This is a genomic window from Lentzea xerophila, assembly GCF_051094245.1.
Classification (GTDB): Bacteria; Actinomycetota; Actinomycetes; order Mycobacteriales; family Pseudonocardiaceae; genus Lentzea; species Lentzea xerophila.
Genome location: NZ_CP194934.1, coordinates 2,330,395 through 2,355,809, shown reverse-complemented (window position 1 = coordinate 2,355,809; position 25,415 = coordinate 2,330,395). Strand labels below are relative to the sequence as shown.

Below are 25,415 nucleotides of genomic sequence, written 5' to 3'. Positions count from 1 at the left end.
GTTCACGAAGGTAGGAAGGAAGGCGATCAGCGGGCGTCGGACTGGGGTAGCAAGCTCGCGTACGACCACAGGAGGACACGGGGATGATCAACCTCTACGACGAGGACGCGAACGTCATCGGCGAGGTGACCCGCGAACGGATGCGCGCCGAGAACCTCTGGCACGGCTGCGTCCTCACCCTGGTGTTCTCGGCCGACGGTGAACGGGTCTACGTGCACCGCCGCACCGACACCAAGGACATCTTCCCCGGCCTCTACGACTACACCGCGGGCGGAGTGATCGACGCGGGCGAGACCCCGGACGAGGCGGCGGTCCGCGAACTGCGCGAGGAACTGGGCGTCGGCACCCCGCTGACCCCGCTCTTTCAGACCACCTACGTCGACGAGCAGACGCGCTATCACGCGTGGGTCTACGAGACGCGCACCGACGGCCCGTTCACCCACCAGCCCGAGGAGGTCGCCTGGGGCGGGTGGATGGACCTGGACGAGCTGCGCGCCAGGATCGAGGACCCCGGCTGGCCGCTGGTGCCGGACGGCCGCGCGATCGGGCGGGAGTGGCTGCGGCTCTAGGCCGTCTCGGCGCGCGTGAACCCGTGGCTGCGCTCCACCTTGGCGATGTGCAGCGTGTAGTTCTGGTACCACTCGGCCCGGCCGCGCTTCTGCGCCGCCTGGTGCTCGGCGTTGGTCCGCCACCGCGTGAGGGCGTCGGCGTCGCGGAAGTACCCGACGGTGATGCCCAGCCCGCCGGGGTTCTGCGCGTGGTCGATCCCCAGGAATCCGGGGATGTCCCGCACGAGTTCCTCCATGCGCGCGTTGGTCTCGCGGTAGCCGCTCTGCTCCTGGGTTCGCACCGTGGTGAAGATGGCCACGTAGTACGGGGGCTCGAAGGCCTCGACTGGTCTCACCGGCTGATCGCTCACGGCGTCACCGTAGCTAGTTCCAGGGCAGACCGGCACGGGTTTTCCAGTACCGCTCGGCGGGCTCGGCCAGGTCCGGCAGGTCCACGTCGATCCGCAGCGCGTCCACATTGGACCGCAGCTGCTCCGGGCTCGCCGCGCCGGACAGCACCACGTCCACCCACGGCTGCCGCGCGATCGCGGCCAGAGCGACGGCGTCCGGGCCGACACCGAGTGTTTCCGCCTGTGCCGCAACCGCTTGCGGAGGCTGCACGACGAGCCGCCCGTTGGCCACGCCCTCCTTGACGATCACGGTCAGCCCGGCGTCGTGCGCCTCCCGCAGGGCTTGGCCCGCCGAGGTCTCCAGCAGGTTCCAGGTGGACTGGACCGACCGGAAGACGCCGAGGTCGAGAGCCTTGCGGATCGCGTCGGCCTGCCGCGGGCCCGACGTCGAGAAGCCCAGCGGCACGCCGATCGCCACCATCGCGTCCAGCAGCGCCCGGTCGGAGAACAGCGGGCTGTCGGGCGTCAGCGAGTGCACCTGGTACAGGGCGACCCGCGGCAGCAGGGCCGAGGTCTCCTGCCACTGCCGGGTGAACCGGGCGAGCGAGTGCTCCTTGACCTCGTGCACCTCGGCGTCGGGCCGCCAGTCCGCGGTGTAGGCGTAGCCCCACTTGCTGGACACCGTCACGTCGTCGTGACCGGGCAGCCACGACGACAGGTAGTCCTCGGACAACCCGTACGAGCGAGCGGCGTCGACCCACCGGATGCCCAGTTCGTAAGCCGTGTCGAGCACACGGTGGCACTGCGCGCGCATCGCGTCGACGTCGCGCACGGCGGGCAACGCGTCCTCACGGCCGAGGTTGATGTAGGCGGGACGACCGAGTGAAGCGAGTCCGAGTGCGAGTTGAGCCATGCCGACAACGGTAAACGGCGGCCCCGGGGGACCGCCGTTCACCTGACCCGCCGGGGTCGGTCGAGCGGGAGGATCAGAAGTCGTCGGCCGTGCGGATGTGGTTGCGCACCCACTTGCCGGCGTCCTTCAGCGGGCCCTCACCGGCGAAGCTGTTGCCGGAGCAGGTACCGCTCTTGAACACCGCGCCCGTGCGGTGGTCGTCGGAGAAGTTCCAGTTGGTCCAGGAGATCTTCGCCTGCTTCATGAAGGCGATGAACTTGTTCGCCATGGTGAAGTCGTTGGGACCGTCACCTGACGCCTCCTGCGAACCGAACTCGGTGACGAACACCGGCACCTGGCTCGAGACCGTGCGCAACGCGTTGAGGTACGAGTCGCGGTGGTCCTTCGCGTAGAAGTGGAACGTGTACATCAGGTTCGAGGCGTTGACCTTGTTGCGGCTGACCTCGTTGATGTCCCTGCCATCGGACAGGCCGAACGTCGACCAGCCGTGCGTGCCCACGAGCACCAGGCTGTCCGGGTCCTCGGCGCGGATCGTCGGGATGACCGCCTCCGCGTAGGACTTGACCCGCGACCACGTCACGCCGTTGGGCTCGTTGGCGATGTCGTAGATGATGTTCGTCTTGTTCTTGTGGCGCTGCGCGATCTCCTTGAAGAACGTCTTGGCGCGCGTGGTGTTGTGGTTCGGGTCGCCCGGCGAGAGCTGGTGCCAGTCGACCAGCGCGTACATGCCGCGCTTGGTGGCCTCTTCGATGTAGCCGTGCACCATGTCGGTGAACTTGCGGGGGTTCGACTCGTAGCCGCCCTCCTGGATGTACATCGAGATGCGGAGGATGTCCGCCTTCCAGTCGCCGGCGAGCGCGTCCAGGGACGCGGTCTTGACGCACTGGGAGTACCACTGGATGCCGTGCGTGCTCATGCCGCGCAACTGGATCTGCTTGCCGTTCTTGTTGCACAGCTTGACGCCGCACACCCTCAGCTGGCCGTTGACCGCCGCGGGCGAACCCGGCGGCAGCGCGGCGGCGGAGACGTCACCCGCGGGTGCGGCGGCGACGGAGCTTCCCGCCATGACACCGGTCAACGGGAGCACGACTGCCGCGGCGAGCGCCACCACAGACTTCTGCCAAGCCATTCAGCGTCTCCTCTCGGACTGCTGGCGGCGGATTAGATAGGTAAGTTTCCTTACCGATAAAAGGTATGGATGACCATAAAGCCGCCCCGGAAGGGAGTCAAGCGTCTCGTCGCAGAAGAGTCACAGTTCCGGCACCGAGCGTCACGACCGCGTAGATCGCCAGCACCGCGACGGCCGCCGGCGGGCCCAGCGGCGGGTCCGTGAGGACTCCCGCCACCTCCCACACCAGGTAGGGCACCATCACCGCCGAGGCGTCCACGTTCCACGGGTCGGGCAGCATCGGGGTAATCGCGGGCAGGCCCCACAGCAGCACGCCGACCACCACGATCGTGACGGCCGTCGACCTCACCGCGAGACCGATCCCCAGCCCGGCCAGCCCGGTCACCAGGATCGACAGCACCGCGGCACCGGCCCACGGCAGCACGTCGCCCAGGCCGTCCCACGGCGCGATCGGGGGCGGCCGGTCCCCCATGATCAGCCGGCTGGTGCCGGTGCTCAGGGCTAGCGTGGCCGCGCCGAGCACCACGGAGAGCGTGGCGACGAGCGTGGTTTTGGCGGCCAGCAAGCGTTTCCGGTTCGGCACGGCGGTCAGCGCGGTGAGCCTCGGGTCGGAGGTCGCCACCAGGGCGCCGAGCGCGGCCACGAGGAACTGGACGACCGGCGTGATCACGACACTGGCGTCGGCGGAGGCGAAGTTCGCCTGCTCGGCGGCCGGAGACGTATCGTAGTCCTGCACGATCAACCACGAGAGCGCCCCGCCGGCGACGACCATCAGGCCGATGGCGGAGACGATGCCGAGTGGTGCCCGGACGGTCCGGATCTTCAGCCACTCGGCGGCGAGCGCGTTCCTCACAGTCCCCTCCCCGAGGTGAGCTCCAGGTAGGCGTCCTCCAGCGAACCGTTGCGCGTCAACGTCTCCATCGGCGTCTCCTTCACCAGCTGTCCTCCTGCGACGATCACGACGTGGTCGGCGGTCAGCGCCATCTCGCTCATCAGGTGGCTGGAGACGAAGACGGTGCGCCCCTCGTTCGCGAGCGAGCGCATCAGGTCGCGGATCCACCGCACGCCTTCGGGGTCGAGGCCGTTGACCGGTTCGTCGAACATCAGGACCCGCGGGTCGCCCAGCAACGCCGCCGCGACGCCCAGCCGTTGCTTCATGCCGAGTGACAGCGCCCTGATCCGCTTGTGCCGCACACCGCCCAGGCCGACCTGCTCCAGCAGGTCGGCCGCGCGCCGCCGGCTGATCCCGTTGCCGGCCGCGAGCCAGCGCAGGTGGTCGAGCGCCCTGCGGCCGGGGTGGACCGCCGCCGGGTCGAGGAGCGCGCCGACGTGCCGCAGCGGCTGGTCGAAGCTGTCGTAGCGACGGCCGTCGATCAGCGCCTCGCCTCCGGCAGGCCGGTCCAGGCCGAGGATCATGCGCATCGTCGTGGACTTCCCGGCGCCGTTCGGGCCGAGGAAGCCCGTCACCAGTCCGGGATGGACGGTGAACGACAGACCGTCGACCGCCGTCGTGTCCCCGTATCTCTTCGTCAGGTTCCGCACCTCGATCATGACGAAGAGAGTCGTCCGCGCAAGCCCGTGGCGGATCGGCCCGTGCTCCGATCCCCGGAATCGGACCGTGGTCCGAGGCGCCGCCGCCCCGCGCTCGTTACCGTCGTGCTCGTGATCGCGAGACTGCACCTCTACCTGGTCGATCTGACCGCCGCGGTGGTGATCGGCGTTCTCGTGGCCTACGCGATGGTGGAGCACGAGGACAAGCCGTGGTGGCTCGTCCTGCCCGGCGCCCTCCTCGTCGCACTGCCCGTCGTGGTGCGCCGGATCTGGCCGGTGTCCGCCCTGGTGGTGACCACGGCGGCCACGGCGACGGTGGTGATCAGCCAGGTGCTGCCGGCGGAGGCCCTCGGCGCCCCGGTGGGGGCGGTGTGTTTCGCGCTCTACACCGTGGCCGTCGAACGCACCCGCACGTGGTCACTCGCCGGGCTTGTGGTCGCCGTGATCGCGATCTCCGGCGTCTCCGGCGGTGAACCGGAGAACGTGCTGGCCGTCCTCGCCGCGATGAGCGCTGTCTGGGTCATCGGGTACACGACCCGGTTGCGGCGCTCGTTCCTGGAGCGGGAACTGTCCCAGCGGGGCGAGCAGGCACTGGCCGACGAGCGGATGCGCATCGCCCGCGAACTGCACGACGTGGTGGCGCACAACCTTTCCCTGATCGCGGTGCAGGCCGCCAACGCCGCACACGTGCGCTCACCCGAGCACGCCTACCAGGCGCTGGACGTGATCTCCGAGACGAGCCGCGCGGCGCTGACCGAGATGCGCGGACTGCTGGGCGTCCTGCGCTCGGACGCCGACCTCACGCCCTCCCCCGGCCTCGGCGGACTGGCCGAGCTGGCCGACCGGGCGTCGCTGGCGGGCGTGCGGGTCTCGGTGGACGTGCGGGGCGACGCGGCCGTCCCGGAAGGGGTCGGGCTGTCGGCGTACCGGATCGTGCAGGAGGCTCTGACCAACGTCGTGAAGCACGCGGCGCCCGCGTCGTGCACCGTGCTGGTCGACGTCACACCGTCGTCGGTCCGCATCGAGGTGGCCGACGACGGGCCTGGGGTGAAGGAGCTCGGGGTGGGACACGGGTTGATCGGCATGCGCGAACGCGTGGCCGTCTACGGCGGCACGTTCACCGCCGGACCTGGCGCCGGCGGCGGTTTCCAGGTCGTCGCGGAGCTGCCCGTCCGATGACCCGTGTGCTGATCGCCGACGACCAGGCGCTGCTGCGGGCCAGCTTCCGCCTGCTGGTCGACAACGAACCCGACCTGACCGTGGTGGGCGAGGCGGGCACCGGCGCCCAGGCCGTGGCGCTCGCGGCGGCGTCGGAGCCGGACGTCGTGCTGATGGACATCCGCATGCCCGAGATGGACGGCATCGAGGCCACGCGGCTGCTGGACGGGCCCCGCGTGCTCGTGCTGACGACGTTCGACCTCGACGAGTACGTCTTCGGCGCGCTGCGGGCCGGCGCCTCGGGCTTCCTGCTGAAGGACACGCCACCCGCCGAGCTGCTGGCGGCGATCCGCGTGGTGGCGTCCGGCGAGTCGCTGCTGTCGCCGACGGTCACGCGCCGGCTGATCTCGGAGTTCGTCCGGCGCCCCGCGGCGCCCGCCGTGCGCGGGCTGGAGCGCCTGACCGAGCGGGAGAAGGAGGTGCTGCTGCTGATCGCCCGCGGACTGTCCAACGCGGAGATCATGGCCACGCTGCACGTCAGCACCGGCACGGTGAAGACGCACATCGGGAACCTGCTGGCGAAGCTGCACGCCCGCGACCGCGCCCAGCTCGTGATCGCGGCCTACGAGTCCGGCCTGGTCTGAACGCGGAACCGCCCCGGCCGTGTGCAGCGACCGGGGCGGTTCGGTGAAGCGGTACTACAGGTACGTGCCGGTGTTCGTGGCCGTGTCGATCGCGCGGCCGGCGTCCTGGTTCTTCCCGGTGACGAGCGTGCGGATGTAGACGATCCGCTCGCCCTTCTTGCCCGAGATGCGCGCCCAGTCGTCCGGGTTCGTCGTGTTCGGCAGGTCCTCGTTCTCGGCGAACTCGTCGAGGATGGCGGCCTGCAGGTGCCGGACCGAGAGGCCGGGCTGCTTGGTGTCGAGCAGCGACTTGATCGCCGCCTTCTTCGCCCTGTCGACGATGTTCTGGATCATGGCGCCGGAGTTGAAGTCGCGGAAGTACAGGACCTCCTTGTCACCGTTGGCGTAGGTGACCTCCAGGAACCGGTTGTCCTCGGACTCCTCGTACATGCGCTCCACGGTGTGCTGCACCATGCCCTCGATGCAGGCCTTCGGGTCCCCGCCGAACTCGGCGAGGTCGTCGGCGTGTAGCGGGAGGTTGGGCGTCAGGTACTTGTTGAAGATGTCCTTCGCGCCCTCGGCGTCCGGTCGCTCGATCTTGATCTTCACGTCGAGGCGGCCGGGGCGGAGGATCGCCGGGTCGATCATGTCCTCGCGGTTGGAGGCGCCGATGACGATGACGTTCTCCAGGCCCTCGACACCGTCGATCTCGGCGAGGAGCTGGGGCACGATCGTCGTCTCGACGTCGGACGAGACACCGGAGCCGCGGGTGCGGAAGATCGAGTCCATCTCGTCGAAGAACACGATCACCGGGGTGCCGTCGGACGCCTTCTCCCTGGCCCGCTGGAAGATCAGGCGGATGTGCCGCTCGGTCTCACCGACGAACTTGTTGAGGAGCTCGGGGCCCTTGATGTTGAGGAAGTAGGACTTGGCCTGCTTGTCGGTCTCGCCGCGGATCTCCCGCACCTTCTTGGCCAGGGAGTTCGCCACCGCCTTGGCGATGAGCGTCTTGCCGCAGCCGGGAGGGCCGTAGAGCAGCACGCCCTTGGGCGGGCGCAGCTCGTACTCGCGGAACAGGTCCGCGTGCAGGAACGGCAGCTCGACGGCGTCGCGGATCTGCTCGATCTGCCGGGAGAGGCCACCGATGTCGTTGTAGTCGATGTCCGGGACCTCCTCGAGCACGAGGTCCTCGACCTCGGCCTTGGGGACCCGTTCGTAGGCGAAACCCGCCTTCGAGTCGACCAGCAGCGAGTCGCCGGGCTTCAGCGGCGAGTCGAGCAGCGGCTGGGCGAGCCAGACCACCCTCTCCTCGTCCGCGTGGCCGACGACCAGCGCGCGGGCGATCGAGTCCTGGCCGTCGTCCTCGGTCAGCACCTCCCGCAACGCGCAGACCTCGCCGGACCGCTCGAACCCGCCGGCCTCGACGACGGTCAGCGCCTCGTTGAGGCGCACGGACTGGCCGAAGTTCAGCTTCTCCGGCTCGACCGCCGGGGACACGGCGACCCGCATGCGACGGCCGGAGGTGAAGACGTCCACCGTCCCGTCGTCGAACCGCGCCATGAAGACGCCGTACCCACTGGGCGGTTGGGCCAGCCGGTCGACCTCCTCACGCAGCGCGAGCAGCTGGCTTCGTGCTTCGCGGAGGGTGTCTATGAGCTTCGTGTTTCGCTCGGTCAGCTGGCTGACGCGCTCTGTCGCCTCAGCCAAGCGCTGCTCGAGCAACCGCGTGTGCCGCGGCGACTCGGTCAGCTTGCGACGCAACGACGCGATCTCGTCCTCGAGGAACCTGATCTGCGCAGTCAGCTCAGCAGAATTGTTGCCCTGGTTCAGCTCGCCACCCTCATCGGGTTGGCTGCCGGGATGACCGTGCTGCATGTCGGCACCCTCCTCCCGTGTTCGTACCGATTACGGTACCGGCGATCACCGACAAAATGGGGTACCCACAACATCATCTTCGCTCGTGTGACGCAACGGCAACGCCTCCAAGAGAGGTCAACTACTCCATCTCGGTGTCCGGTCCGGCGGCCCACCCGCTACGGTGCGTCCCAGCGACCACGATCGGCGTTTCGCACCGCGACACGCCAGCCGACCTGCGAGAAGTCCGAAGAGAGGGGTCATGGGAGCACCTGTGCGGGCACCCGGCCCCTACTGTCCGCGACCACCCGCGGACGACCGCGGACACGCCTGGTGCGGCTCACGGCCCGCCGACGGGCGGCAATCCGCCGCCGTCCCACCAGGTGGACCATCGACTGCTCCGATCGGTGGTCACCCACCGCGACCCACCTCCTCCGCGTTTCCCGGACGACCCGCGCGAGCCGGACTCCAGTACGACCGGAGGGCGTGCCGCCAACCGGGTGGTTCCACCGACGCGTCCGGCGCACCACCCCGACAGCGCAGTGCATCGCGCTCGATTCCCGGTCGAGGTGCCGCAATTGTTATCAGACACGGCCTTCTCGCGACCGGATCGCGACCGCACGGCGTGTGCATAACCACTCGCGCGTGTCGATAGGTCCCATTCGGCCGCGAGTTGGCCGGCGAAGTACCACAATGTCCAGCGAAAAGATCGCCTCATCCGCATCGGGGGAGTTTCGATGACCTACCCGCCGCAGCAGCCCGGCCCCTACGGGCAGCAGCCGCCGCCCGGCGGGCCGTACGGGCAGCAGCCGCCGCAGCAGCCGGGTTACGGCCAGCAGCCGCCGCCCGGCTACGGCCAGCAGCCCGGCCAGTACGGCCAGCCGCAGCAGGACCCGTTCGGCCAGCAGGGACCGCAGAGCGGCGGGTTCCCGCAGCAGGGTCAGTACGGCCAGCCCCAGCCCGGTCAGCCCGGTCCCTACGGCCAGCAGCCCTACGGTCAGCAGCCGTACGGCCAGCCCGGCGGGTTCGGCGGTCCTCCGCCGCCCAAGAAGAGCAACACCGGCCTCATCGTCGGCGTCATCGTCGGCGTGCTGGTGCTCGTCGGTGGTGGCGTCACGGCCGCCGTCATGCTCTCCGGCGACAGCTCGAGCAGCTCCAGCAACTCGGCGTCGGACTCGGGCAGCAACACGTCCGACTCGGGTAGCAGCGGCTCCGACGAGGCCGCCGAGGTCAAGAAGGTCGCGAAGGAGTACTTCGCGATCAACAACGACATCGACAAGGCCTCCAAGCTCGCCTGCAAGGAGGTCGTCGACGAGGCCAGGGAGATGCAGAAGAAGTTCGAGCAGCTTCCTGCCGACCAGCGGAAGGCAGCCGAGGAGCTGGCCAAGACGCTCAAGCCCAAGGTGACCGTCGGCGACGCGACCGTGTCCGGTGACCAGGCGAAGGTGAAGGTCAAGATCGAGATGTCCTACAGCGGCCAGAGCAAGGTCACGGACACCGAGGTCAAGTTCAAGAAGGTCTCCGGCGACTGGAAGTACTGCACGCTCGCCTCGGAGGCTGGCCAGGTCCAGCCGCCCAAGTGACCTGTAGCCGGATTCGCACACCTTCTTCGGGGGAACTTCGATGACCTACCCGCCACAGCAGCCGGGGCCCTACGGGCAACAGCCGCCCCAGCAACCCGGCTACGGCCAGCCGCCGCCGGGGTACGGGCAGCAGCCCGGCCAGTCTCCGCCGCCCGGCTACGGCCAGCAGCCCGGCCAGTACGGCCAGCCGCAGCAGGACCCGTTCGGCCAGCAGGGACCGCCGAGCGGCGGCTTCCAGCAGCAGGGCCAGTACGGCCAGCAGCCTTACGGTCAGCCCGGTCCCTACGGCCAGCAGCCGTACGGCCAGCCCGGCGGGTTCGGCGGTCCTCCGCCGCCCAAGAAGAGCAACACCGGCCTGATCATCGGCGTCATCGTCGGCGTGCTGGTCCTCGTCGGCGGCGGCGTCACGGCCGCCGTCATGCTCTCCGGCGACGACTCGGGCAGCACCACCACCGCGTCGTCGAACACCAACACGAACACGGACCCGACGGGCCGCAGCACGAAGCCGACCGCGCCGTCGTCGAAGAGTTCGTCCGGCGGCGGTGACTCCGCCGCCAAGGAGGTGGCGGAGGAGTTCACCGAGAAGATCCTGAAGGGCGTCCACGCGGGCAACAGCAACCCGAGCGACGTCAAGGAACTCGTGTGCACGGCGGAGTTCCCGAAGCTGAAGACCCAGTCCGCCGCGCCGAACCCGAGCGTCAAGGCCACCGTCTCGGAGGTCAGGACGTCGGGCAGCACCGGCACGTTCAAGCAGAGCCTCACCGGACTGGAGGACCCGGCCAACCCGGGCAAGGTCATGTCCGGCGCCATCATCTACAAGCTGACCAAAGAAGGCGGCGACTGGAAGGTCTGCGGCATCGACAAGCTCGAAGGCAACTGAGCTGACGCGGAGGGCCTCGCACTTCGGTGAAGTGCGAGGCCCTTGGCATTGGCGCGGTTCACGGGAACTGCGTGGACGCCCCGACCGGCCTCGTACGTCGGCGGCGCCACGAGCACGCTCGGGGAGAACACCCGGACGGCGATCTTTTGCCCGGAAACCGGACGAGGATCAGCCCTTGCTGGGCCGGCGTTGCGGCCTGGGCGCCGTCACACCGTCCGCGAGCTTGCGCGCGGTCAGCAGGAACGCGGTGTGCCCGATCATCCGGTGCTCCGGCCGCACGGCGAGACCGACGACGTGCCACGGGCGGACGAGCGTCTCCCACGCGTGGGGCTCGGTCCAGCAGGTCTGCTCGCGCAGCGCCTCGGTGACCACGGACAGCTGCGTGGTGGTGGCGACGTAGACGACGAGGACGCCGCCGGGGATGAGGTTCTTCGCGATCGTTGGCAGCACCTCCCACGGCGAGAGCATGTCGAGGATGACCCGGTCGACCTCGCCCTCGTGGTTCTTCACGTCGTCGACGGTGATCGACCAGTTGCCGGGGCGCTCGCCGAAGAACGTCTCCACGTTGCGGATGGCGTGGACCGCGTGGTCCTCGCGCACCTCGTAGGACTGGACGCTGCCCTTCTCCCCCACCGCGCGCAGCAGCGAACACGACAACGCGCCGGAGCCCGCCCCCGCCTCCAGGACGCGCGCGCCCGGGAAGATGTCGCCGTACATGCAGATCTGTGCGGCGTCCTTCGGGTAGATCACCTGCGCGCCCCGCGGCATGGACAGCACGTAGTCCGGCAGCAGCGGGCGCAGCGCCAGGAAGTTCGTGCCGCCGACCGACTGCACCACCGACCCTTCCGGCTGCCCGAGCAGCAGGTCGTGCGGGATGGCGCCGCGGTGGGTGTGGTACTCCTTGCCGGGTTCGAGGACGACCGTGTAGTGCCGCCCCTTGGGGTCGGTCAGCTGAACCCGGTCACCCGGCTGGAACGGTCCACTTGCGCTAATCACCGCGCAATGGTGTCAAACGCCCTTCTCAATGGCCGCACGCAGGTCCTCCCTGCGCAGCACACCGGCCGGCCGGCCCTCCAGGTCGACGACGAGGAACTGCCACGCGGCGGTGCTCTGGACCTGTTTCACGATCTCCTCGCCGGGCTCGTCGGCGAGCAGTACCGTCTCGGGCCGGATCGGCTCCGCGGCCTGCTCGGCGGGTGCGAAGGGACTGGCGGCGGCGAGCTTCTCGGCCGCGACCGCGTCGAGCAGCCCGGCCGCGACGCCGTCCGCCCGCACCAGCACCACGCCCCGGCCCGCCGAGGTGCTCAGCGCGTCCCTGACGGGGCTTTCCGCCGGGAGCTGGAGCACCGGGCGGATGAGGTCGTTGAGGGTCACTCCGGCGGGCCAGGTGCGGCGGCGTTCGTTCGCGAGCTCGCTCCTAGCGCCGGCGATGACGCCCCACGCCGTCAGCACGCACACGCCGAAGCGCAGCCAACGGTCCTCCGCACCTTCCACGATGCCGAAAAGCGCCCACACCACCAGTGCGACGGCGACGGCGACACCACCGACCACGGCGACACGCGTGCCCGTCGCTCGTTTCCCGGTGACGGCCCACACACCCGCCCTCACGATGCGGCCTCCGTCCAGCGGCAGGCCGGGCAGGAGGTTGAAGATCGCGACGGCGGCGTTCGCGGCGGCGATCTGGAAGACCAGCACCCACAGGACGTCGCCCTGTCTCATGACCAGCGCGCCGATGCCGAAGACGACCGCCAGCGCCACGGACACGACAGGTCCGGCACCCGCGACCACGCCCTCGTGGCTGGGTTTGCCGGGCGTGCGCATGATCTCGGACGACCCGCCCAGCAGGAACAGCCGCAGTCTTCTGACCGGCAGGCCGAGCCGCAGCGCCGCGACGCAGTGGCCGAGCTCGTGCGCGAGCACCGACAGTCCGAGGAAGACCGCGAACAGCGCGGCCAGCAGCAGCCCGGCTCCCGGCGGCGTGCCGGGGGCCAGGTCGTCGACGAGCGGCGCGTAGAAGGCCACCACGATCGCCGAGCCGATCCACCACGACGGCGCGAGCAACACCGGGATGCCCGCCACCCGGAACAGCAGCAGGCCGCCCTCTCGTTCGCTGATCCGCGCGGCCACGGGAGCACTGTAGAGCCGCGGATGTGATCTCGCGGTTCGGTGGCCCGCGCGGGATTGTCAGACCCCTGTCCTATGGTGCGAACCATGAGCACCACGTTGCGCAGGCCCGCGCTCTCGCCTTCCCGGGCAGGGGACTTCAAGCAGTGCCCGCTGCTCTACCGGTTCCGCGCGGTCGACCGGCTGCCGGAGAAGCCGACGAAGGCGCAGGTGCGCGGCACGGTGGTGCACGCGGTGCTGGAGGACCTGTTCGCGCTGCCCGCCGCCGAACGCGTGCCGGACCGGGCCCGTTCGATGATCACGCCGGCCTGGGAGCGCGTGAAGGCCGAGCGCCCGGAGTTCGCGTCCCTCTTCGAGGTCGAGGGCAGCGAGGAGGAGGCGGAATGGCTCGCGTCCGCCACCAAGCTGCTCGACGGCTACTTCGGCCTCGAGGATCCCCGCCGCCTGGAGCCGGAGTCGCGCGAGCTGCTCGTGGAGTCCGAACTGCCGTCCGGCGTGCTGCTGCGCGGCTACATCGACCGCGTCGACGTGGCCCCGACGGGTGAGATCCGCGTCGTCGACTACAAGACCGGCGCCGCCCCCCGCGAGGTGGGCGAGGCGAAGGCGTTGTTCCAGATGAAGTTCTACGCCCTGGTCCTGTGGAAGCTGCGCGGCGTCGTCCCCCGCCAGCTCCGCCTGATGTACCTCGCCGACCGCCAGGCCCTCGCCTACACCCCGGACGAGGCCGAGCTGGCCCGCTTCGAGCGCACCCTTGACGCGATCTGGCAGGCCATCATGCGCGCGGCCCCGACCGGCGACTTCCGCCCGAACCGCAGCCGCCTGTGCGACTACTGCGACCACAAGGCGTTCTGCCCGGCGTTCGACGGCACCCCGCCGCCCTACCCCGGCTGGCCCGAGCCCGACGACACCGAGCCCCTGAAGGACCGCGACTGATGCCGGCCTTCTACCTGCCGCTGGGCGACGACACGTTCCGCTCCACCTCGCACACCGTCGGCCCGTGGGGCCCGGACAGCCAGCACCTCGGCCCACCCTCGGCCTTGCTGGTCCGCTCCCTGCTGGCGCTGGGCACCCCCTCGTCGGTCCTGGCGCGCGTCACGTTCGAGGTGCTCGGCCCGGTCCCGGTGGCCGACCTCACAGTGTCCACTTCGGTCGAACGCCCCGGCCGTTCCGTGGAACTGCACGCGGCCTCGCTCTCCCATGAGGGCCGTGCGGTGCTGACAGCGCGTGCGTGGCGCATCGCCGGCTCGGACACCACGACCGTCGCCGGCGGCACCGTCGACCGGCTGGCACCGCCCACGACCGCCGTGCCGATGGAGATCCCGGACCACTGGGGCGGCGGCTACCTGGCCGCCGTCGAGTGGCATTCGCTGTCGGGCGGCATCTTCACGCCGGGCGACGCCCAGGTGTGGGCCCGCCCGCGCGTGGCCGTCGTCGAGGGCTTCGAGCCGTCACCGCTGGAGTGCCTGTTCGCCGTCGTCGACTCGGCCAGCGGCGTCTCGTCCCGTTTGGACATCCGCAGGTGGTACGCGATCAACACCGACCTGACCGTGCACCTGCACCGCCCGCCCGTCGGCGAGTGGGTCGGCATGGACGCGCGGACGACCATCGGGCCGGCCGGGGTCGGCCTGGCGACCAGCGTGGTGCACGACGCGGAAGGTCCGGTGGGGACGACGGCGCAGGCGCTGTTCGTGCGGGAGCGCTGATACCTCTGCGGTGGGATCGCGGTTTGACGACCGCCGCTCCGGGCCGTCGCGAGGTGCGTGGGCGACCGCCGGAGTCACCCGTTGAGGCGGGCCGGGACCACCTGCTGAGGTGCGCGGGCGACCAGTGGAGCTGCCCGTGGAGGTAGGCCAACGACCACCTCGGCCGCACCTTGAAGCACGCGGGCGACGCCACCCTGGTAAGCCGCCGACCACCTGGGCCACCCTATGCGGCGGACCCGCTCGGCGAACACGGAACCCGCGCGTGACAGCGGTTTCTGGCCGTCGGACCACGACTCGCCAGCCGTTCGCCGCCTTGCCTCGTGACAGCACGGAGCCGTCCCCGGCGTGGCCCAACCCGCTCACCGGCGACCGCTCGTCACGGCCGTGCCGCGCGCCAGATGAGCCGTCCCAGCTCGGGGTGGCAGATGTCGTTGTGCGCGCCGGCGATGCCATCTCCGGTGGCCACGATCGTCCCGGCGTCGATGTTGTGGACGCGCCCCGGCGCGAGCTCGCCGACCGTCCGCACGTCAGAGTGGTCCACCACCTCGACGCCCGGCCCGCGCACCCCGTGCGCTCCGATCGCTCCGTACCTCGGCAACTCCTCCGGGCCGAAGTCCACGTGGTTCGCCGACCAGGCGCCCAGCGGGTAGAACCGCCCGACCGCGCGATCGAACGGCGACGTCGTGACGAGCACCGGCCCGGTGACGCGCCTGTCCGCGACGACGGACCGGAAGTAGCCGCCACGCCCGCGTTCGCCCGGGATCTCCGCGCAGAACGACCACAGCGACATCGCCCCCTGCACGAGCGCCATCGTCGCGACGGGGCCGTCCGCCCGCAGCACCGCGGCGGAGACGACGATGCATCCGAAGCTGTGCCCCATCAGGTGGATCCGCGCCCGTGGTGCCGCCTGCCGCAGATCGCGCAGCAGGCCGGCGGCGCCGCTCTCGCCGAAGACGCGGGCGCGCTTCTTCATCTTCCAGAACGTCAGCACCCGAAGCGGCGCAAGCACGCCGCCGAGCGAGAAGTCTCCGAACGAGGCCTCGTCCTCCATCAGGCACCCCTGGTAGAGCTGCTCCGCGTCGAACGGCGCCCGGTCGTGTTCGCCGGGGAGGTCGGGGTCCGCCGCGTCCAGGAACTCGTAGGCCTCCCGGACCCGCGGCGGCAACGTGACCGGCGCGGCGTCGTCCAGCGCGGCGTCGACGATCGTGCGCACCGCGGCCTGCCGAGCCCCACCGCCACCGAGCCGTTCAGCGCTGAGCCGCACGAGCGTCTCCGGACTCGTCCCAGCGCCCGCGGCGAACGACGCCGAGCCGATCTCCTCGTCTCCCCACGCCTTGCTCGGCCAGTGGAGTCCGATCAGCAGGGCCTTGAACCCGCCCGCCGAGTCGTGCGCACGCTGCCGCTCCTCGGTGCAGCCGGCCATCGTGGCGATCCACGTTCCGTACTGCTCGCGGGCGGCAGGCACGTCGCCGTTCCAGCCGTGGCTGAACACGAACACGTCGGTCGGCCCGTTCCGCGCCTCACGAAGCACATCCCGGCTGTCACCGCCGCGTTCACGGCCGGCCTCGTCGAACGAGAGCAGGTGGTAGTCGATCTCGTGCCCCGGCACGCTCTCCCTGGACATCGGGCCTCCTCCTTCACCACGCGCGGACGGCTGGGTCACCGAGCACCACGTAGTTGCGCGCATCGCTGCTCGCGGTCCACAGCCACGCGAGCTGCCGGTCGTCGACGATCCGCCCGTCGACGCGCATCTCGTCGAGGGTCACGATCAGCTGGGTCGCGATCGCCGCCCAGCGGGAGTTGACGGACTCCATCGCGTAGCCGAGCCGGTGTCCTTTGTGGAGTTTCAACACGGTGTCGACCATGGCGGTGATCTGGGGCTCGTTCCCCTTCCACCGGAAGGAGAAGCTCCACGCCTTGTCGACGTGGCCGACGAAGCCCAGCACGCCGGAGGTCAGCATCCTCTGCGGAAGGCGGGACACGTACGCGTCGCACGGTGCTCCCGCGCTGTAGCAGGCGAACGAGAACACGACCCGCGGCGCGAGAGGGCTCGTGACGTCACTCGCGGCGAGGTACTGGCCCGCCGCGATCGGCGCGCCGGCGGCCATCGGGCCCGGCCAGTCCTGGCACACCAGCGCTCCCTGGATCTCCCTGGCGTCTCCCGCCTCGCGCCCGAGCCCGTGCGTCGCGGTGAACAACACCTGCGGTCCGTCGGTGAGCAGCTCCGCCAGCCGTGCCTTCGTCGCCGACGGACCGACGTCGGTGGTGACCTCCATGCCGGGCGCGAGGTCGCGGAGCTCCTGGGCGAGTGGCGCCGCCAGCCGCGACGAGCTGAGCGCTGTCGCCAGATCACCCGCGTTGCGCGTGCCGAAGACGTGGACCGCGGGCCGGCGACGGTCGCGCTGGTCGGCCGACACCACGGCGGCCGCGTACGCCGCGTACTCCGCGGCGGTGTCGAACTCGGCCCTGCCGACCGCGTACTCGACGTCGAGCTGGTACTGGAACGCGAAGGGGATGGACCGGGGCGGACCCGCGATCAGCAGGTAGTACGGAACCCGGCGGGGATCGGCCGGGCCGGGCCCCATCCCGTTGCGGGCGAGGAAGGTGCCGGGGGACTCGCCTTCGTGCACCACGAGCTCGCGGTAGCGCTCGCCGGCCTGCCGCCTTCGCAGATCACGCAGGGGCGCCAGCGCCTCCAGGATCGCGGAGTCCGTGTCCTCGGCGTAGAGCAGGCCCCACCCGGTCTCGGCCAGGTCGTTGGGATCGTCGACGAACGAGACACCGAGGTGCGCCTCGTCGGCTTCCGACCTCCGGCGCATCGCGTCCAGGAACGGAGAGCTCAGGTCCGTACCGCGGGCGGCCTCCGCCAGCTCCCGCAGCGGCAACCGCGGGAACAGGTAGCCGCTGGTGTCGACGTCGACGCCGTTGAGCGTCAGGACGTCTTCTTCCAGTTCGACGTTCGCGAGGACCAGCTTCGACCGGGAACCCGCGTTCAGCGCGGCTTCCCGCCACGACTCCTCCAGGTACGCGCGCTCGTGGTCGAGCAGGTACGGCGCCGAGAGGGGCGGCGCGGTGCCGAGCTTGTTCTCCGGGTACAGGAAACCGCGTGCCCTGCCCTTGCGCTTCCACTCGTACGCGGCGACCTGCCAGCCGGGCAGGTTGCGCAGCTGCCACGCCTGGTTGTCCTCCAGCACGGCGCCGACGAGCCGGTCGTGGGAGAGCTCGAACCACTCGGTGCCGGCGCGCTCGTCGCTGCGCACCAGGTACATGCCCTCCAGCCGGGCGAGGATCTCCCTGCCCCTCTCCCCCGCCAGCGGTCCGGTCGTGCTCTGGTTGCGCAGGCGCTGCGGCGTGATGAGCGCTTCCTCGAACCAGTCGCGCACGACCCGCTGCTCGATCCCGAACTGTTTGGCGACGTCCGCCATGGACTGCGCGTAGTACCTGCTCAGGGCTCGGTCGAGGTCGAAGCTCCGCACGTCGCGATGCGCGATCACAAGGTAGTTGTCGCCACGCTCCCGGCGCCAGTCCTTCCACAGCTGCCGGCACGCGACCTGCAGTTGGAACGGCTCGACGTAGCCCGCGACGTCCAGGCGGTCCACCAGCGCCTGCGCAGCGTCGGCGGTGAACTGGACGCCCTGACCCGTGGCGGGTTTCTGGATCGCGGCCAGCGCGTCGTCGCGCTGGAGGAAGTCGAGCCGGCACCGGCTGCGCAGATGTCCTGGCAGGTAACGAAGATAGCGGTCCAAGGCGCCCAGGTAGTCCTCGCGGATGGCCAGCAACGCCCACAGGCCGCGGTTTTCGAGCACCTCACCCAGCTGGCGGAAGAAGTCGATCTTCATTGCGACGTCGGTGCGGTCGAGGGTGAGGACCTCCTCGAGCTGGTCGATGATGAGCACCGGGCGCTTTTGCTCGGAGAGCCCGGCAAGGGCGTCCTCCAGGTGCACGTGCCCCAGGTCCGCCTCCGGCCCCAGCAGGTCGAGCGCGAGCCCGGCCACGTACCTGTTGCCGACGGTCACGCCGGCCGGTGGGGTGAAGTTCACCCGCAGGGCCTTGGTCGGGGTGAACCCGCGGTTCTGCAACAGGTAGGTGAGCGACGTCTGGACGAGCGACGTCTTGCCGGCACCCGACGGGGCGTGGATGAGCACGATCCGTTCGGCGATCAGGTGGTTGGCGAGTGCGACGGCGGTGCGTTCCCGGTTCGGCAGCTCCTCCCCCGGCCTGAACGCCCGCGGACCGATGTACGGGTTGGCCAGGATCACGGCGTCACTCCCGTCTGCTCACGCAGTTCCGCGAGGAAGCTCTCCGCGTCGTTCCAGAAGATCTCGACGTTGCTGTTCTTCAGATAGGACTTGAGGTAGCGCCGTGCGGCCTCGGGTTCGATCACGTCCACCTCGGGCATCAGCTGCACCCCGATGTGCTGTCGCTGCAGCAGCAGGTCGGCGCCGCCGAAACTTTGGATGCCGCGGAACACGACCTGGAAGTCCCAGTCCCGCAACTGGTAGCCGACGAAGAGCAACGAGTTCTCGATCAGCGCGCTGGAGAACTCCGACAGGTGCTCGGACAGCACCGGCCGGTTCTCGATCCACCGGCCCAGCCACGTGAAGTAGTCGTCCTCGGTCAGGACGAGCGAGTCGGGCTGGTCCAGCCTGCCGAACAACTGCATGATCCACGGACTGTCCTCGGTGGGCGGTTCCCAGTCGAAGACGTCGGCACCCTCGACGTCCTTCCAGCCCGCTCTCGGGTACCAGGGGAAGACGAGCGTCCGCGGCGTCTTCCCGCGGGCCCGCATCGCGGCCTGCAGGAGGTCCGTCCACCCCGTGGTGAAGAAGACCGGCACGGGCAGTGCCGCCGCGATCCGGTAGGGGTCGTTCTCGTTCGCCGCCCAGCGCCGCTTCCCGACCTCCATGAGAGCGGGCAGCGGGTCGACACCGCGCAACGCCTCCGCGGGAAGGTCGTGGAACGGGTCGCCCTCCCTGGCGACCTCGACTCGTTCCATGATGTCGCTCATCAGGTACTTGCGCAGATAGGTCCGCACGGTCGTCGGCGCTCTGCCCAGCACACGCAGGTACTGCGCCACTTGGGCGAGGTTGCCACGGCCGTGCGCCACGATCGGCATCTGCCACCGGTTCACCCAGCGCTGGGCGATCTCCGCGCGCGAGCCCAGAATCCCGTCGGTCAGGCCCGGCCCCAGCACCGGCGTGACCTGCCCGGCCTCCATCAGGGCGCTGAAGTCCTCCCAGATGTCGTTGGGCGGCGCGGTGAACGCCTCGTCGAGGTACGCGCGTCCCGACCGCAGCCGGGAGAACAGCACGGGCGCCCACCAGTCCCGGCGCTCCCGCACCGCCGTCCTCGCCTTGGCCATGGCACGGTCGACGATCGGTCTGTCCCGGAAGGATTTGAAGAACGCGCTGGCGAACACGCCAGCGGTCTCCATCGTGACGTCACCCTGCATCGCGATCACGGCCGGGATGCCCGCGGCGGAGATGCGCGGCCCCATGCCCGCGAGCGGAACCGTGGTTCCGGCGTCGGCCGACCGGCACGACAACAGCATCGCCAGCGTGGGCGGATGTTCCAGGCCGTGGATGCGTTCCGCGAGGCGCAGACCGTCCACCCGTGCCCGAGTCCCGTCGGCCTTCTCCAGGACCAGATGTGGCTCGTCGTCGATCAGCTTGCCGTGCGCGACGAGGTAGAGGACCTCGTACTCGTGCTTCTCGAACTGCTCGAACATCCGGACCAGACTCGCGCTGCCGCCACCACCGAGGACGTCGACCTGGTAGCCCTGCAGGGCGGCTCTCGCCCGCTCCGTCTCTGCCCGCACGTCCACCGCCGCGAGCCCGAACTCCTCGGCGTCGGAGGGCGCCCCGATGACGACCAGCGCCCGCCGCTCCGGTCTGGTGCGCACGCGGATGGGCGTCCAGTCCAAACTGCTGAGAAATCGCGAGAACCACACATTGCCGGCCGTGGCCAGAGGCAGGCCGTCCTCACCGGGTGCGCGCAACAACTCCCAGCGCAGACCGTGGTATTCGGCCGGTCCGTGGATGTGCAGCCGCAGATGTACCTCGTTTTCCCGCGCCAGCGACAATGCCTTCCTGCGGAACTCCTCGACCTTGGGCTCCGCGAACAACATCTCGCTCAGCCGGGCACCGTAGGCCGACTCGTCGTGCGTCAATCCCGCGAGTTCGTCCACATCGATCTTCACGGCGCTGCGCAAGGGCGGCGCCATCTGGTCGACTCCTGGAGCGACAAGCCGCAGGCTGACCTCGAAGTTCTGCTGGTCCGGATCCCAGATGAGGCCCAGTTCCAAGTCCGCAGCCATGAGAAACCACCCCGTACTGCCGTGTGCTTGAGCTATCCGGCTCAACGGTGGGTACGTGACGGCACGGCGAGGAAGATAGCTCGAATGGAGTACAGATACGGGTAGAATTCCTCCCGTAGTGGCTTGGGCGAAGTTCGGCCTTTTTGACGCAGCCGGAAAAGGCGTAGCGTCGATGGAACTGTGAAGAGGTTCGCGAACCGGCAGGAGGCGGGCCGCGCCCTCGCCGCGCGCCTCGCCACCCAACCGTGGCACGACCCGCTGGTCCTGGGCCTGCCCCGAGGCGGCGTCCCGGTGGCGAAAGAGGTGGCCACGCACCTCGACGCCGAGCTCGACGTCGTGGTGGCGCGCAAGATCGGTGCCCCTGGCCACCCCGAGTACGGCGTCGGCGCCGTCACGGCGGACAGCGAGCCGTTCTACGACGCGAAAGTGCTCAGGGCCCTGAACCTGACCGAAGAACAGCTGGGCCACACCTGCGACCGGGAACGCGCCGAAGCCGCCAGGCGCACAGCCCTCTACCGCCGGGACAAACCGCTCGCCATCAGGGACCGCGACGTGATCCTCGTCGACGACGGCCTGGCCACGGGCGTCACGGCCAGGGCGGCCCTGAAGTGGATCACCGAGCGCGGACCGAAGAGCGTCACCCTCGCCGTTCCGGTGGCCGCCAGAGAGTCACTCCGCGCCTTCACGACGCCGATCGTCGCCATCCTGGTCCCGAAGCACTTCGGCGCGGTGAGCCGCTGGTACGAACGGTTCGATCAGACCACGGACGACGAGGTGCTCAGCGCGCTGGAGTAGTGCTCCACCACGGGGAACGGCGAGTAGAACCTGTGCAGCAACGACGACCAGCGCTCATAGGACGGGCCCTGCCGGAAGCCGACCGTGTGCGCCTCGACCGACTCCCACCGCACCAGCAGCAGGTAGCGCGATGGCGTCTCCAGGCACCGCAGCAGTTCGAGGCCGCGGAAGCCCGGCGAGGCGGAGATCAGCTCCCGCGCCTCGCCGAACGCCCACTCGAAGTCCTGCTCGGATCCCGGCAGGACGTCGAGCAGGGCGTGCTCCGTGATCACAGGCGGCAGAACCTGATGTCCGAGGCCAGCACGGCCTTGGCGCCGATCGCGGCCAGCTCGTCCATCACCTTGTTCGCCTCCTTGCGCGACACCATCGCCCGCACGGCCGCCCACTCGGGGTTGGCCAGCGGCGCGACCGTCGGTGACTCGAGGCCCGGGGTCAGCGCGATGGCCTGGTCGAGGATCGAACGCGGGCAGTCGTAGTCGAGCATCAGGTACTGCTGCGCGAACACGACGCCCTGCAGGCGCGCGGTCAGCTGCTTCTTGGCGGCGGTCAGCTCCGAGCCGTTGCGGTGGATCAGGACCGCCTCCGACTCGCAGATCGGCTCGCCGAACGGCACCAGGTCGTGCTGCCGCAACGTCCGGCCGGAGCCCACGACGTCGGCGATCAGGTCGGCCACGCCCAGCTGGATCGAGATCTCGACGGCGCCGTCGAGGCGGATCACCTGCGCGGTGATGCCGCGGGCCTTGAGGTCGCGGCCCACCAGCTTCGGATACGCGGTGGCGAGGCGCTTGCCCTCCAGGTCGGAGACCTTCCAGTCGGTGCCGCGAGGCCCGGCGTAGCGGAAGGTCGACGAGCCGAAGCCCAGTGCCAGCAGCTCCTCGACCGAGGAGCCGTTGTCGTCGGCGCCCGAGTCGGCGGCCAGGTCGCGGCCGGTGATGCCGAGGTCGAGGTCGCCGGACGCCACGTAGATCGCGATGTCCTTGGGGCGCAGGAAGAAGAACTCGACCTCGTTGTTCGGGTCGAGCACGGTGAGGTCGCGGGGCTCGTGCCGCTGCCGGTAACCGGCCTCGGTGAGCATGGCGGAGGCGCGTTCGGCGAGCGCGCCCTTGTTCGGGACTGCTACGCGCAGCATGTGGGAGTCTTCCGCTCAGAGGTACTTGTAGACGTCTTCGAGGGTCAGGCCGCGGCCCAGCATGAGCACCTGGAGGCGGTAGAGCAGCTGCGAGATCTCCTCGGAGAGCTTCTCGTCCGACTCGTACTCGGCGGCGATCCAGACCTCGCCCGCCTCCTCCAGGACCTTCTTGCCCTGCGCATGGACGCCGGCCTCGAGCGCTGCGACGGTGCCGGAACCCGCCGGCTTGGTGGCGGCTCGTTCGGTCAGTTCGGCGAACAGGGAGTCGAAGGTCTTCACGACGTGACATTCTCCCATCTCCCGGACCCCCGTCCACACCGCGGTCACCTTCGTCCCAGGCCGTGGACGTGATCTGTCCTGCATGGACACCCAGTAGCTTGACTTCCTCCTCGCCCAGAAGAGTGAGGAGTCCCATCCGGGTCGTCCCGGATACCGCCTATGAGGTGTGCCTCGCGACACGGGATTCCTGTTTCAACGCCAACTGCGGAAGGGCGAGCCCTCGCCGTCTCACATCAGCTCCACAGGCCTCGCCCGAATCGTCTTGGGCTACGGCTCGACCAGCCGCAAGGATGTTCTTCGCCGCGTTGAGGTCCCGGTCGTGCCGGGCACGGCATTCCGGACACGTCCAGCGTTGAACCGACAACGTCAACTCGACGAGGTTGGCTTGCCCTCCGTGCGGTAGCGGTGGGTCCGCTCGGCAAGGGTCTTGTTCCACACCAAGCGCACACAGCCGAACGTGCGGTTGAGCACCGCGATCTGTTCAGCATCGGGGTAGGCCCGGCAACGGTACGCCGTCCTCATGACTTCAAGTTGACGGAGAGAAGCCTGCCCTGATCACATCGCCGCTGCTCGCGCGGAAGATCGCACCCAGTAGCGTGAACTTCGTGTCGGAGTTCGCGGAGGTACTCGCAGCGCTGCGCCGGGTGCGCGGCATCAACCCGTTCTTCGCGCTCGACGTGGGCCGTCCGGACGACTCGTGGCTGCCGGGAACAGCGCTGCTCGACGGCCCCGCCCTCAAAACCACGATCGACGCCATCGCGATCCGGTACAAAGCGGAGGAACCGCGCGTGGCGGCGAGCCTGTTCTTCCTCAGCTACACCGCGCGGCTGCTCAGCCCGCTCACGGCCGCGAACCTCCCGATCGACGTACGGCCGGAGAACCTCTGGTGGCGTCACGACATGACGAACGGCCTGAGCGTCCGCATCGACGCACCGCGACTGGGCCCGGACGCCGCGGAGGCGCTCGAACCCGTGGTGGACGCGATTCAGGCCGTCACGCCGGTGGCGCGCGGATTGTTGTGGGGCAACGCGATGTCGAACATCGCCGGCGCGCTGAAAATGGTTGTGCGCGCACGGATGCTCACCGCGGAGGAAGCGGAAGAACGTGGCGAACGGCTCATGAGCGCACCGCCGTTCGAACACGCGGGAGAATTCATCCCCTTCCCCGGCGAGGTCACGTTCCGGCGCAGGAGCTGTTGCCTTTACTACCGCGTCGCCGCAGGTGGGAAGTGTGGCGACTGTCCGCTCGTGAAGTGAGCGACGCAACAACTCTTATGGCCGGTTGTGCTTAACGGGCCGCTCAACTTACGGTGCTCGCGCCGCAGTGACGGGAAGCCGGTGTGAATCCGGCGCGGTCCTCGCCACTGTGACCGGGAAGCGATCCCCGCCGAGCACGTCACTGGTCCCGCGAGGGGCTGGGAAGACGCGGGGGCAGCGTTGATCCGGGAGTCAGGAGACCGGCTGCGGCGCCGCAAGGAGAGTTGACCTTCCACGAGGTATGGAGGAGCCCGTCATGACGAGCCCCGCAGCAAGCCTGTCCGCCGTCCGCGTGCCCAAATGGGCCTTCGCCGTCTCACTGCTCGGCCTCATCGTCACCTATCTGGTCCTGCAGGAGAACGGTCTCGCGCTCGGTGCGAGCTCGGAGCTGCTGCACGAGTTCTTCCACGACGGGCGCCACGCGCTCGGCGTCCCGTGCCACTGATCCGACCTCTCGGTCAAGCACATGACGACGTACAAGTCCCTCGCGCTGCGCGGGGTCGCGGCCGGTGCCATCGCCGGCGTCGCCTCCGCGCTCGTGCAGCTGCTGGTGACCGAGATCCCGATCCGCGCCGCGCTCGCGGTCGAGGAGGCCAGGGAATCCGGTCACTCGCACGGCGGCGAGGAGGAGCTGGTCAGCCGCGGCGCGCAGATCGTCGGCGGCATGCTCGGCGTGGTGATCGTCGGCATCGCGGTGGGCCTGGTGTTCGCCACGGCCTACGCGCTGTCGAAGCGCTGGTTCACCGGCAGCACGCCGTTCAGCCGCAGCTTTGCGTTCGGTGCGGCGGTGTTCGGTGCCGTGGCGCTGCTGCCGTGGCTGAAGTACCCGGCCAACCCGCCCGCCGTGGGTGATCCGGAGACGGTGAACTACCGGACCGCGCTCTACCTCGGTGTGGTGGTGGCCGGTCTGGTGATCATGTGGACCGCCAGTTGGCTCGCCGAGCGGCTACGCGCCCAGTCCCAGCCGGTGCGGGTGACCGCGGTGCTTCTAGCGGTGGCCGCGGCCGTCGCGGTGGTGCTGCTCGCGTTCCCCGCGCCGCCGGACACGATCCCGGCGGACATGCCGGTCGCCGTGCTGTGGCAGTTCCGCCTCAGCTCGCTCGCCCAGCTGGCCACGCTCTACGTCGGCATCGGCGTGGTGTTCGGCCTGCTGGTCGACCCGGCCACGCGCAAGAGCGGGGCGGCTGCCGAAAGGGCCGCCGCGGCGTGATGGTGGGGCCGCGT

At 69.7% G+C, this 25,415-nt stretch carries 26 protein-coding genes, 1 pseudogene and 1 riboswitch; of the genes and pseudogenes, 11 read left to right on the top strand and 16 right to left on the bottom strand.

Annotated elements, in window-relative coordinates:
• Nucleotides 1-83: 83 nt before the first annotated feature.
• Complete coding sequence (locus ACRSBM_RS11645) at nt 84-569, top strand: NUDIX hydrolase (RefSeq protein ID WP_434442820.1); 486 nt, start codon at nt 84-86, stop codon at nt 567-569.
• Here the strand turns inward: ACRSBM_RS11645 and ACRSBM_RS11640 are convergent.
• From ACRSBM_RS11640 to ACRSBM_RS11620, 5 genes and pseudogenes are all read right to left on the bottom strand, one after another.
• Nucleotides 566-919 carry an antibiotic biosynthesis monooxygenase family protein gene (locus tag ACRSBM_RS11640; protein WP_434442818.1) on the bottom strand — a complete coding sequence of 118 codons (354 nt, stop codon included), beginning with the start codon at nt 917-919 and terminating at the stop codon, nt 566-568. The genes ACRSBM_RS11645 and ACRSBM_RS11640 overlap by 4 nt on opposite strands.
• A gap of 13 nt (nt 920-932) precedes the next feature.
• Nucleotides 933-1,811 carry an aldo/keto reductase gene (locus ACRSBM_RS11635; RefSeq protein WP_434442817.1) on the bottom strand — a complete coding sequence of 293 codons (879 nt, stop codon included), beginning with the start codon at nt 1,809-1,811 and terminating at the stop codon, nt 933-935.
• 73 nt (nt 1,812-1,884) lie between these two features.
• Nucleotides 1,885-2,940 carry a glycoside hydrolase family 5 protein gene (locus ACRSBM_RS11630; RefSeq protein ID WP_434442816.1) on the bottom strand — a complete coding sequence of 352 codons (1,056 nt, stop codon included), beginning with the start codon at nt 2,938-2,940 and terminating at the stop codon, nt 1,885-1,887.
• Nucleotides 2,941-3,037: 97 nt separating this feature from the next.
• Nucleotides 3,038-3,793: an ABC transporter permease gene (locus tag ACRSBM_RS11625; protein WP_434442814.1), complete on the bottom strand. Its 756-nt coding sequence runs from the start codon at nt 3,791-3,793 to the stop codon at nt 3,038-3,040.
• A gap of 53 nt (nt 3,794-3,846) precedes the next feature.
• Nucleotides 3,847-4,491: pseudogene (locus tag ACRSBM_RS11620) on the bottom strand (ABC transporter ATP-binding protein); the annotation flags it as partial.
• 111 nt (nt 4,492-4,602) lie between these two features.
• Between ACRSBM_RS11620 and ACRSBM_RS11615 the strand changes: the two are divergent.
• Both ACRSBM_RS11615 and ACRSBM_RS11610 read left to right on the top strand, forming a co-directional pair.
• Nucleotides 4,603-5,670, top strand: a complete 1,068-nt coding sequence (locus tag ACRSBM_RS11615) for a sensor histidine kinase (protein WP_434442812.1) — start codon at nt 4,603-4,605, stop codon at nt 5,668-5,670.
• Nucleotides 5,667-6,293, top strand: a complete 627-nt coding sequence (locus ACRSBM_RS11610) for a response regulator (RefSeq protein WP_434442811.1) — start codon at nt 5,667-5,669, stop codon at nt 6,291-6,293. Before ACRSBM_RS11615 ends, ACRSBM_RS11610 begins: the two co-directional genes overlap by 4 nt.
• Nucleotides 6,294-6,347: 54 nt before the next feature.
• Here ACRSBM_RS11610 and arc read toward each other — a convergent pair whose 3' ends face one another.
• Entirely contained in the window at nt 6,348-8,147 is a 1,800-nt protein-coding gene (gene arc, locus ACRSBM_RS11605) for a proteasome ATPase (RefSeq protein ID WP_434442810.1), read from the bottom strand.
• Between the two features lie 716 nt (nt 8,148-8,863).
• On the opposite strand from arc, the gene ACRSBM_RS11600 reads away from it, so the two are divergent.
• Together ACRSBM_RS11600 and ACRSBM_RS11595 are read left to right on the top strand one after the other, a co-directional pair.
• On the top strand, nt 8,864-9,709 hold the full coding sequence (locus ACRSBM_RS11600) for a hypothetical protein (protein ID WP_434442809.1): 846 nt from the start codon (nt 8,864-8,866) through the stop codon (nt 9,707-9,709).
• Nucleotides 9,710-9,749: 40 nt separating this feature from the next.
• The gene (locus ACRSBM_RS11595) at nt 9,750-10,589 is read left to right on the top strand and encodes a hypothetical protein (protein ID WP_434442807.1); all 840 of its coding nucleotides are present in this window, start codon (nt 9,750-9,752) and stop codon (nt 10,587-10,589) included.
• Between the two features lie 168 nt (nt 10,590-10,757).
• Here ACRSBM_RS11595 and ACRSBM_RS11590 read toward each other — a convergent pair whose 3' ends face one another.
• Nucleotides 10,758-11,582 (bottom strand): tRNA (adenine-N1)-methyltransferase, encoded by an 825-nt coding sequence (locus ACRSBM_RS11590; RefSeq protein WP_434453054.1) that lies wholly within the window; start codon nt 11,580-11,582, stop codon nt 10,758-10,760.
• Between the two features lie 15 nt (nt 11,583-11,597).
• On the bottom strand, nt 11,598-12,716 hold the full coding sequence (locus ACRSBM_RS11585) for a site-2 protease family protein (RefSeq protein ID WP_434442805.1): 1,119 nt from the start codon (nt 12,714-12,716) through the stop codon (nt 11,598-11,600).
• A gap of 72 nt (nt 12,717-12,788) precedes the next feature.
• On the opposite strand from ACRSBM_RS11585, the gene ACRSBM_RS11580 reads away from it, so the two are divergent.
• Together ACRSBM_RS11580 and ACRSBM_RS11575 are read left to right on the top strand one after the other, a co-directional pair.
• Nucleotides 12,789-13,646 (top strand): RecB family exonuclease, encoded by an 858-nt coding sequence (locus ACRSBM_RS11580; protein WP_434442804.1) that lies wholly within the window; start codon nt 12,789-12,791, stop codon nt 13,644-13,646.
• Nucleotides 13,646-14,416, top strand: a complete 771-nt coding sequence (locus ACRSBM_RS11575; protein WP_434442802.1) for a thioesterase family protein — start codon at nt 13,646-13,648, stop codon at nt 14,414-14,416. The genes ACRSBM_RS11580 and ACRSBM_RS11575 overlap by 1 nt, the downstream gene beginning before the upstream one ends.
• 376 nt (nt 14,417-14,792) lie before the next feature.
• On the opposite strand, the gene ACRSBM_RS11570 is transcribed toward ACRSBM_RS11575, so the two are convergent.
• Genes ACRSBM_RS11570 through ACRSBM_RS11560 form a run of 3 tightly spaced genes read right to left on the bottom strand, consistent with a single transcriptional unit; the run spans nt 14,793 to nt 20,732 of the window.
• Nucleotides 14,793-16,040: an alpha/beta fold hydrolase gene (locus tag ACRSBM_RS11570; RefSeq protein ID WP_434442801.1), complete on the bottom strand. Its 1,248-nt coding sequence runs from the start codon at nt 16,038-16,040 to the stop codon at nt 14,793-14,795.
• 13 nt (nt 16,041-16,053) lie between these two features.
• Nucleotides 16,054-18,675, bottom strand: coding sequence for an ATP-binding protein (locus ACRSBM_RS11565; protein WP_434442800.1), 2,622 nt, complete (start codon nt 18,673-18,675; stop codon nt 16,054-16,056).
• Complete coding sequence (locus ACRSBM_RS11560; protein WP_434442799.1) at nt 18,672-20,732, bottom strand: CHAT domain-containing protein; 2,061 nt, start codon at nt 20,730-20,732, stop codon at nt 18,672-18,674. The genes ACRSBM_RS11565 and ACRSBM_RS11560 overlap by 4 nt, the downstream gene beginning before the upstream one ends.
• Before the next feature lie 180 nt (nt 20,733-20,912).
• Here ACRSBM_RS11560 and ACRSBM_RS11555 point away from each other — a divergent pair, with 180 nt between their 5' ends.
• The gene (locus ACRSBM_RS11555; RefSeq protein WP_434442797.1) at nt 20,913-21,527 is read left to right on the top strand and encodes a phosphoribosyltransferase; all 615 of its coding nucleotides are present in this window, start codon (nt 20,913-20,915) and stop codon (nt 21,525-21,527) included.
• Here the strand turns inward: ACRSBM_RS11555 and ACRSBM_RS11550 are convergent.
• The 5 genes from ACRSBM_RS11550 to ACRSBM_RS11530 all read right to left on the bottom strand — a co-directional run bounded on the left by ACRSBM_RS11550 (nt 21,488) and on the right by ACRSBM_RS11530 (nt 23,457).
• Nucleotides 21,488-21,799 (bottom strand): antibiotic biosynthesis monooxygenase family protein, encoded by a 312-nt coding sequence (locus tag ACRSBM_RS11550; RefSeq protein ID WP_434442796.1) that lies wholly within the window; start codon nt 21,797-21,799, stop codon nt 21,488-21,490. The two genes, ACRSBM_RS11555 and ACRSBM_RS11550, sit on opposite strands and share 40 nt — an antisense overlap.
• Nucleotides 21,796-22,656, bottom strand: coding sequence for an ATP phosphoribosyltransferase (gene hisG / locus ACRSBM_RS11545; protein ID WP_434442794.1), 861 nt, complete (start codon nt 22,654-22,656; stop codon nt 21,796-21,798). The genes ACRSBM_RS11550 and hisG overlap by 4 nt, the downstream gene beginning before the upstream one ends.
• 15 nt (nt 22,657-22,671) lie before the next feature.
• A complete protein-coding gene (locus ACRSBM_RS11540) occupies nt 22,672-22,935 on the bottom strand; it encodes a phosphoribosyl-ATP diphosphatase (protein ID WP_086667212.1) in 264 nt (87 codons plus the stop codon).
• 157 nt (nt 22,936-23,092) lie between these two features.
• Nucleotides 23,093-23,371 carry a zinc ribbon domain-containing protein gene (locus ACRSBM_RS11535; protein ID WP_434442792.1) on the bottom strand — a complete coding sequence of 93 codons (279 nt, stop codon included), beginning with the start codon at nt 23,369-23,371 and terminating at the stop codon, nt 23,093-23,095.
• Nucleotides 23,302-23,457 (bottom strand): helix-turn-helix domain-containing protein, encoded by a 156-nt coding sequence (locus ACRSBM_RS11530; RefSeq protein ID WP_434442790.1) that lies wholly within the window; start codon nt 23,455-23,457, stop codon nt 23,302-23,304. Before ACRSBM_RS11530 ends, ACRSBM_RS11535 begins: the two co-directional genes overlap by 70 nt.
• Nucleotides 23,458-23,540: 83 nt before the next feature.
• Between ACRSBM_RS11530 and ACRSBM_RS11525 the strand changes: the two genes are divergently transcribed.
• The 3 genes from ACRSBM_RS11525 (at nt 23,541) to ACRSBM_RS11515 (ending at nt 25,401) form a co-directional block, all read left to right on the top strand.
• The gene (locus tag ACRSBM_RS11525) at nt 23,541-24,191 is read left to right on the top strand and encodes a (2Fe-2S)-binding protein (RefSeq protein ID WP_434442789.1); all 651 of its coding nucleotides are present in this window, start codon (nt 23,541-23,543) and stop codon (nt 24,189-24,191) included.
• A 48-nt stretch (nt 24,192-24,239) separates the two neighbouring features.
• A riboswitch (cobalamin riboswitch) is annotated at nt 24,240-24,414 on the top strand.
• 33 nt (nt 24,415-24,447) lie between these two features.
• A complete protein-coding gene (locus ACRSBM_RS11520) occupies nt 24,448-24,636 on the top strand; it encodes a CbtB domain-containing protein (RefSeq protein ID WP_089955709.1) in 189 nt (62 codons plus the stop codon).
• A gap of 21 nt (nt 24,637-24,657) precedes the next feature.
• Nucleotides 24,658-25,401 (top strand): CbtA family protein, encoded by a 744-nt coding sequence (locus tag ACRSBM_RS11515; protein WP_434442787.1) that lies wholly within the window; start codon nt 24,658-24,660, stop codon nt 25,399-25,401.
• Nucleotides 25,402-25,415: the final 14 nt, after the last annotated feature.

Bases quoted from the DNA above. Each gene is read 5' to 3' on its own strand.
- ACRSBM_RS11575 (WP_434442802.1), top strand. From the start codon at position 13,646: ATGCCGGCCTTCTACCTGCCGCTGGGCGACGACACGTTCCGCTCCACC.
- ACRSBM_RS11600 (WP_434442809.1), top strand. From the start codon at position 8,864: ATGACCTACCCGCCGCAGCAGCCCGGCCCCTACGGGCAGCAGCCGCCG.
- arc (WP_434442810.1), bottom strand. From the start codon at position 8,147: ATGCAGCACGGTCATCCCGGCAGCCAACCCGATGAGGGTGGCGAGCTG.
- ACRSBM_RS11520 (WP_089955709.1), top strand. From the start codon at position 24,448: ATGACGAGCCCCGCAGCAAGCCTGTCCGCCGTCCGCGTGCCCAAATGG.
- ACRSBM_RS11610 (WP_434442811.1), top strand. From the start codon at position 5,667: ATGACCCGTGTGCTGATCGCCGACGACCAGGCGCTGCTGCGGGCCAGC.
- ACRSBM_RS11570 (WP_434442801.1), bottom strand. From the start codon at position 16,040: ATGTCCAGGGAGAGCGTGCCGGGGCACGAGATCGACTACCACCTGCTC.
- ACRSBM_RS11515 (WP_434442787.1), top strand. From the start codon at position 24,658: ATGACGACGTACAAGTCCCTCGCGCTGCGCGGGGTCGCGGCCGGTGCC.
- hisG (WP_434442794.1), bottom strand. From the start codon at position 22,656: ATGCTGCGCGTAGCAGTCCCGAACAAGGGCGCGCTCGCCGAACGCGCC.
- ACRSBM_RS11635 (WP_434442817.1), bottom strand. From the start codon at position 1,811: ATGGCTCAACTCGCACTCGGACTCGCTTCACTCGGTCGTCCCGCCTAC.
- ACRSBM_RS11580 (WP_434442804.1), top strand. From the start codon at position 12,789: ATGGTGCGAACCATGAGCACCACGTTGCGCAGGCCCGCGCTCTCGCCT.
- ACRSBM_RS11560 (WP_434442799.1), bottom strand. From the start codon at position 20,732: ATGGCTGCGGACTTGGAACTGGGCCTCATCTGGGATCCGGACCAGCAG.
- ACRSBM_RS11645 (WP_434442820.1), top strand. From the start codon at position 84: ATGATCAACCTCTACGACGAGGACGCGAACGTCATCGGCGAGGTGACC.
- ACRSBM_RS11595 (WP_434442807.1), top strand. From the start codon at position 9,750: ATGACCTACCCGCCACAGCAGCCGGGGCCCTACGGGCAACAGCCGCCC.
- ACRSBM_RS11530 (WP_434442790.1), bottom strand. From the start codon at position 23,457: ATGAGGACGGCGTACCGTTGCCGGGCCTACCCCGATGCTGAACAGATC.
- ACRSBM_RS11630 (WP_434442816.1), bottom strand. From the start codon at position 2,940: ATGGCTTGGCAGAAGTCTGTGGTGGCGCTCGCCGCGGCAGTCGTGCTC.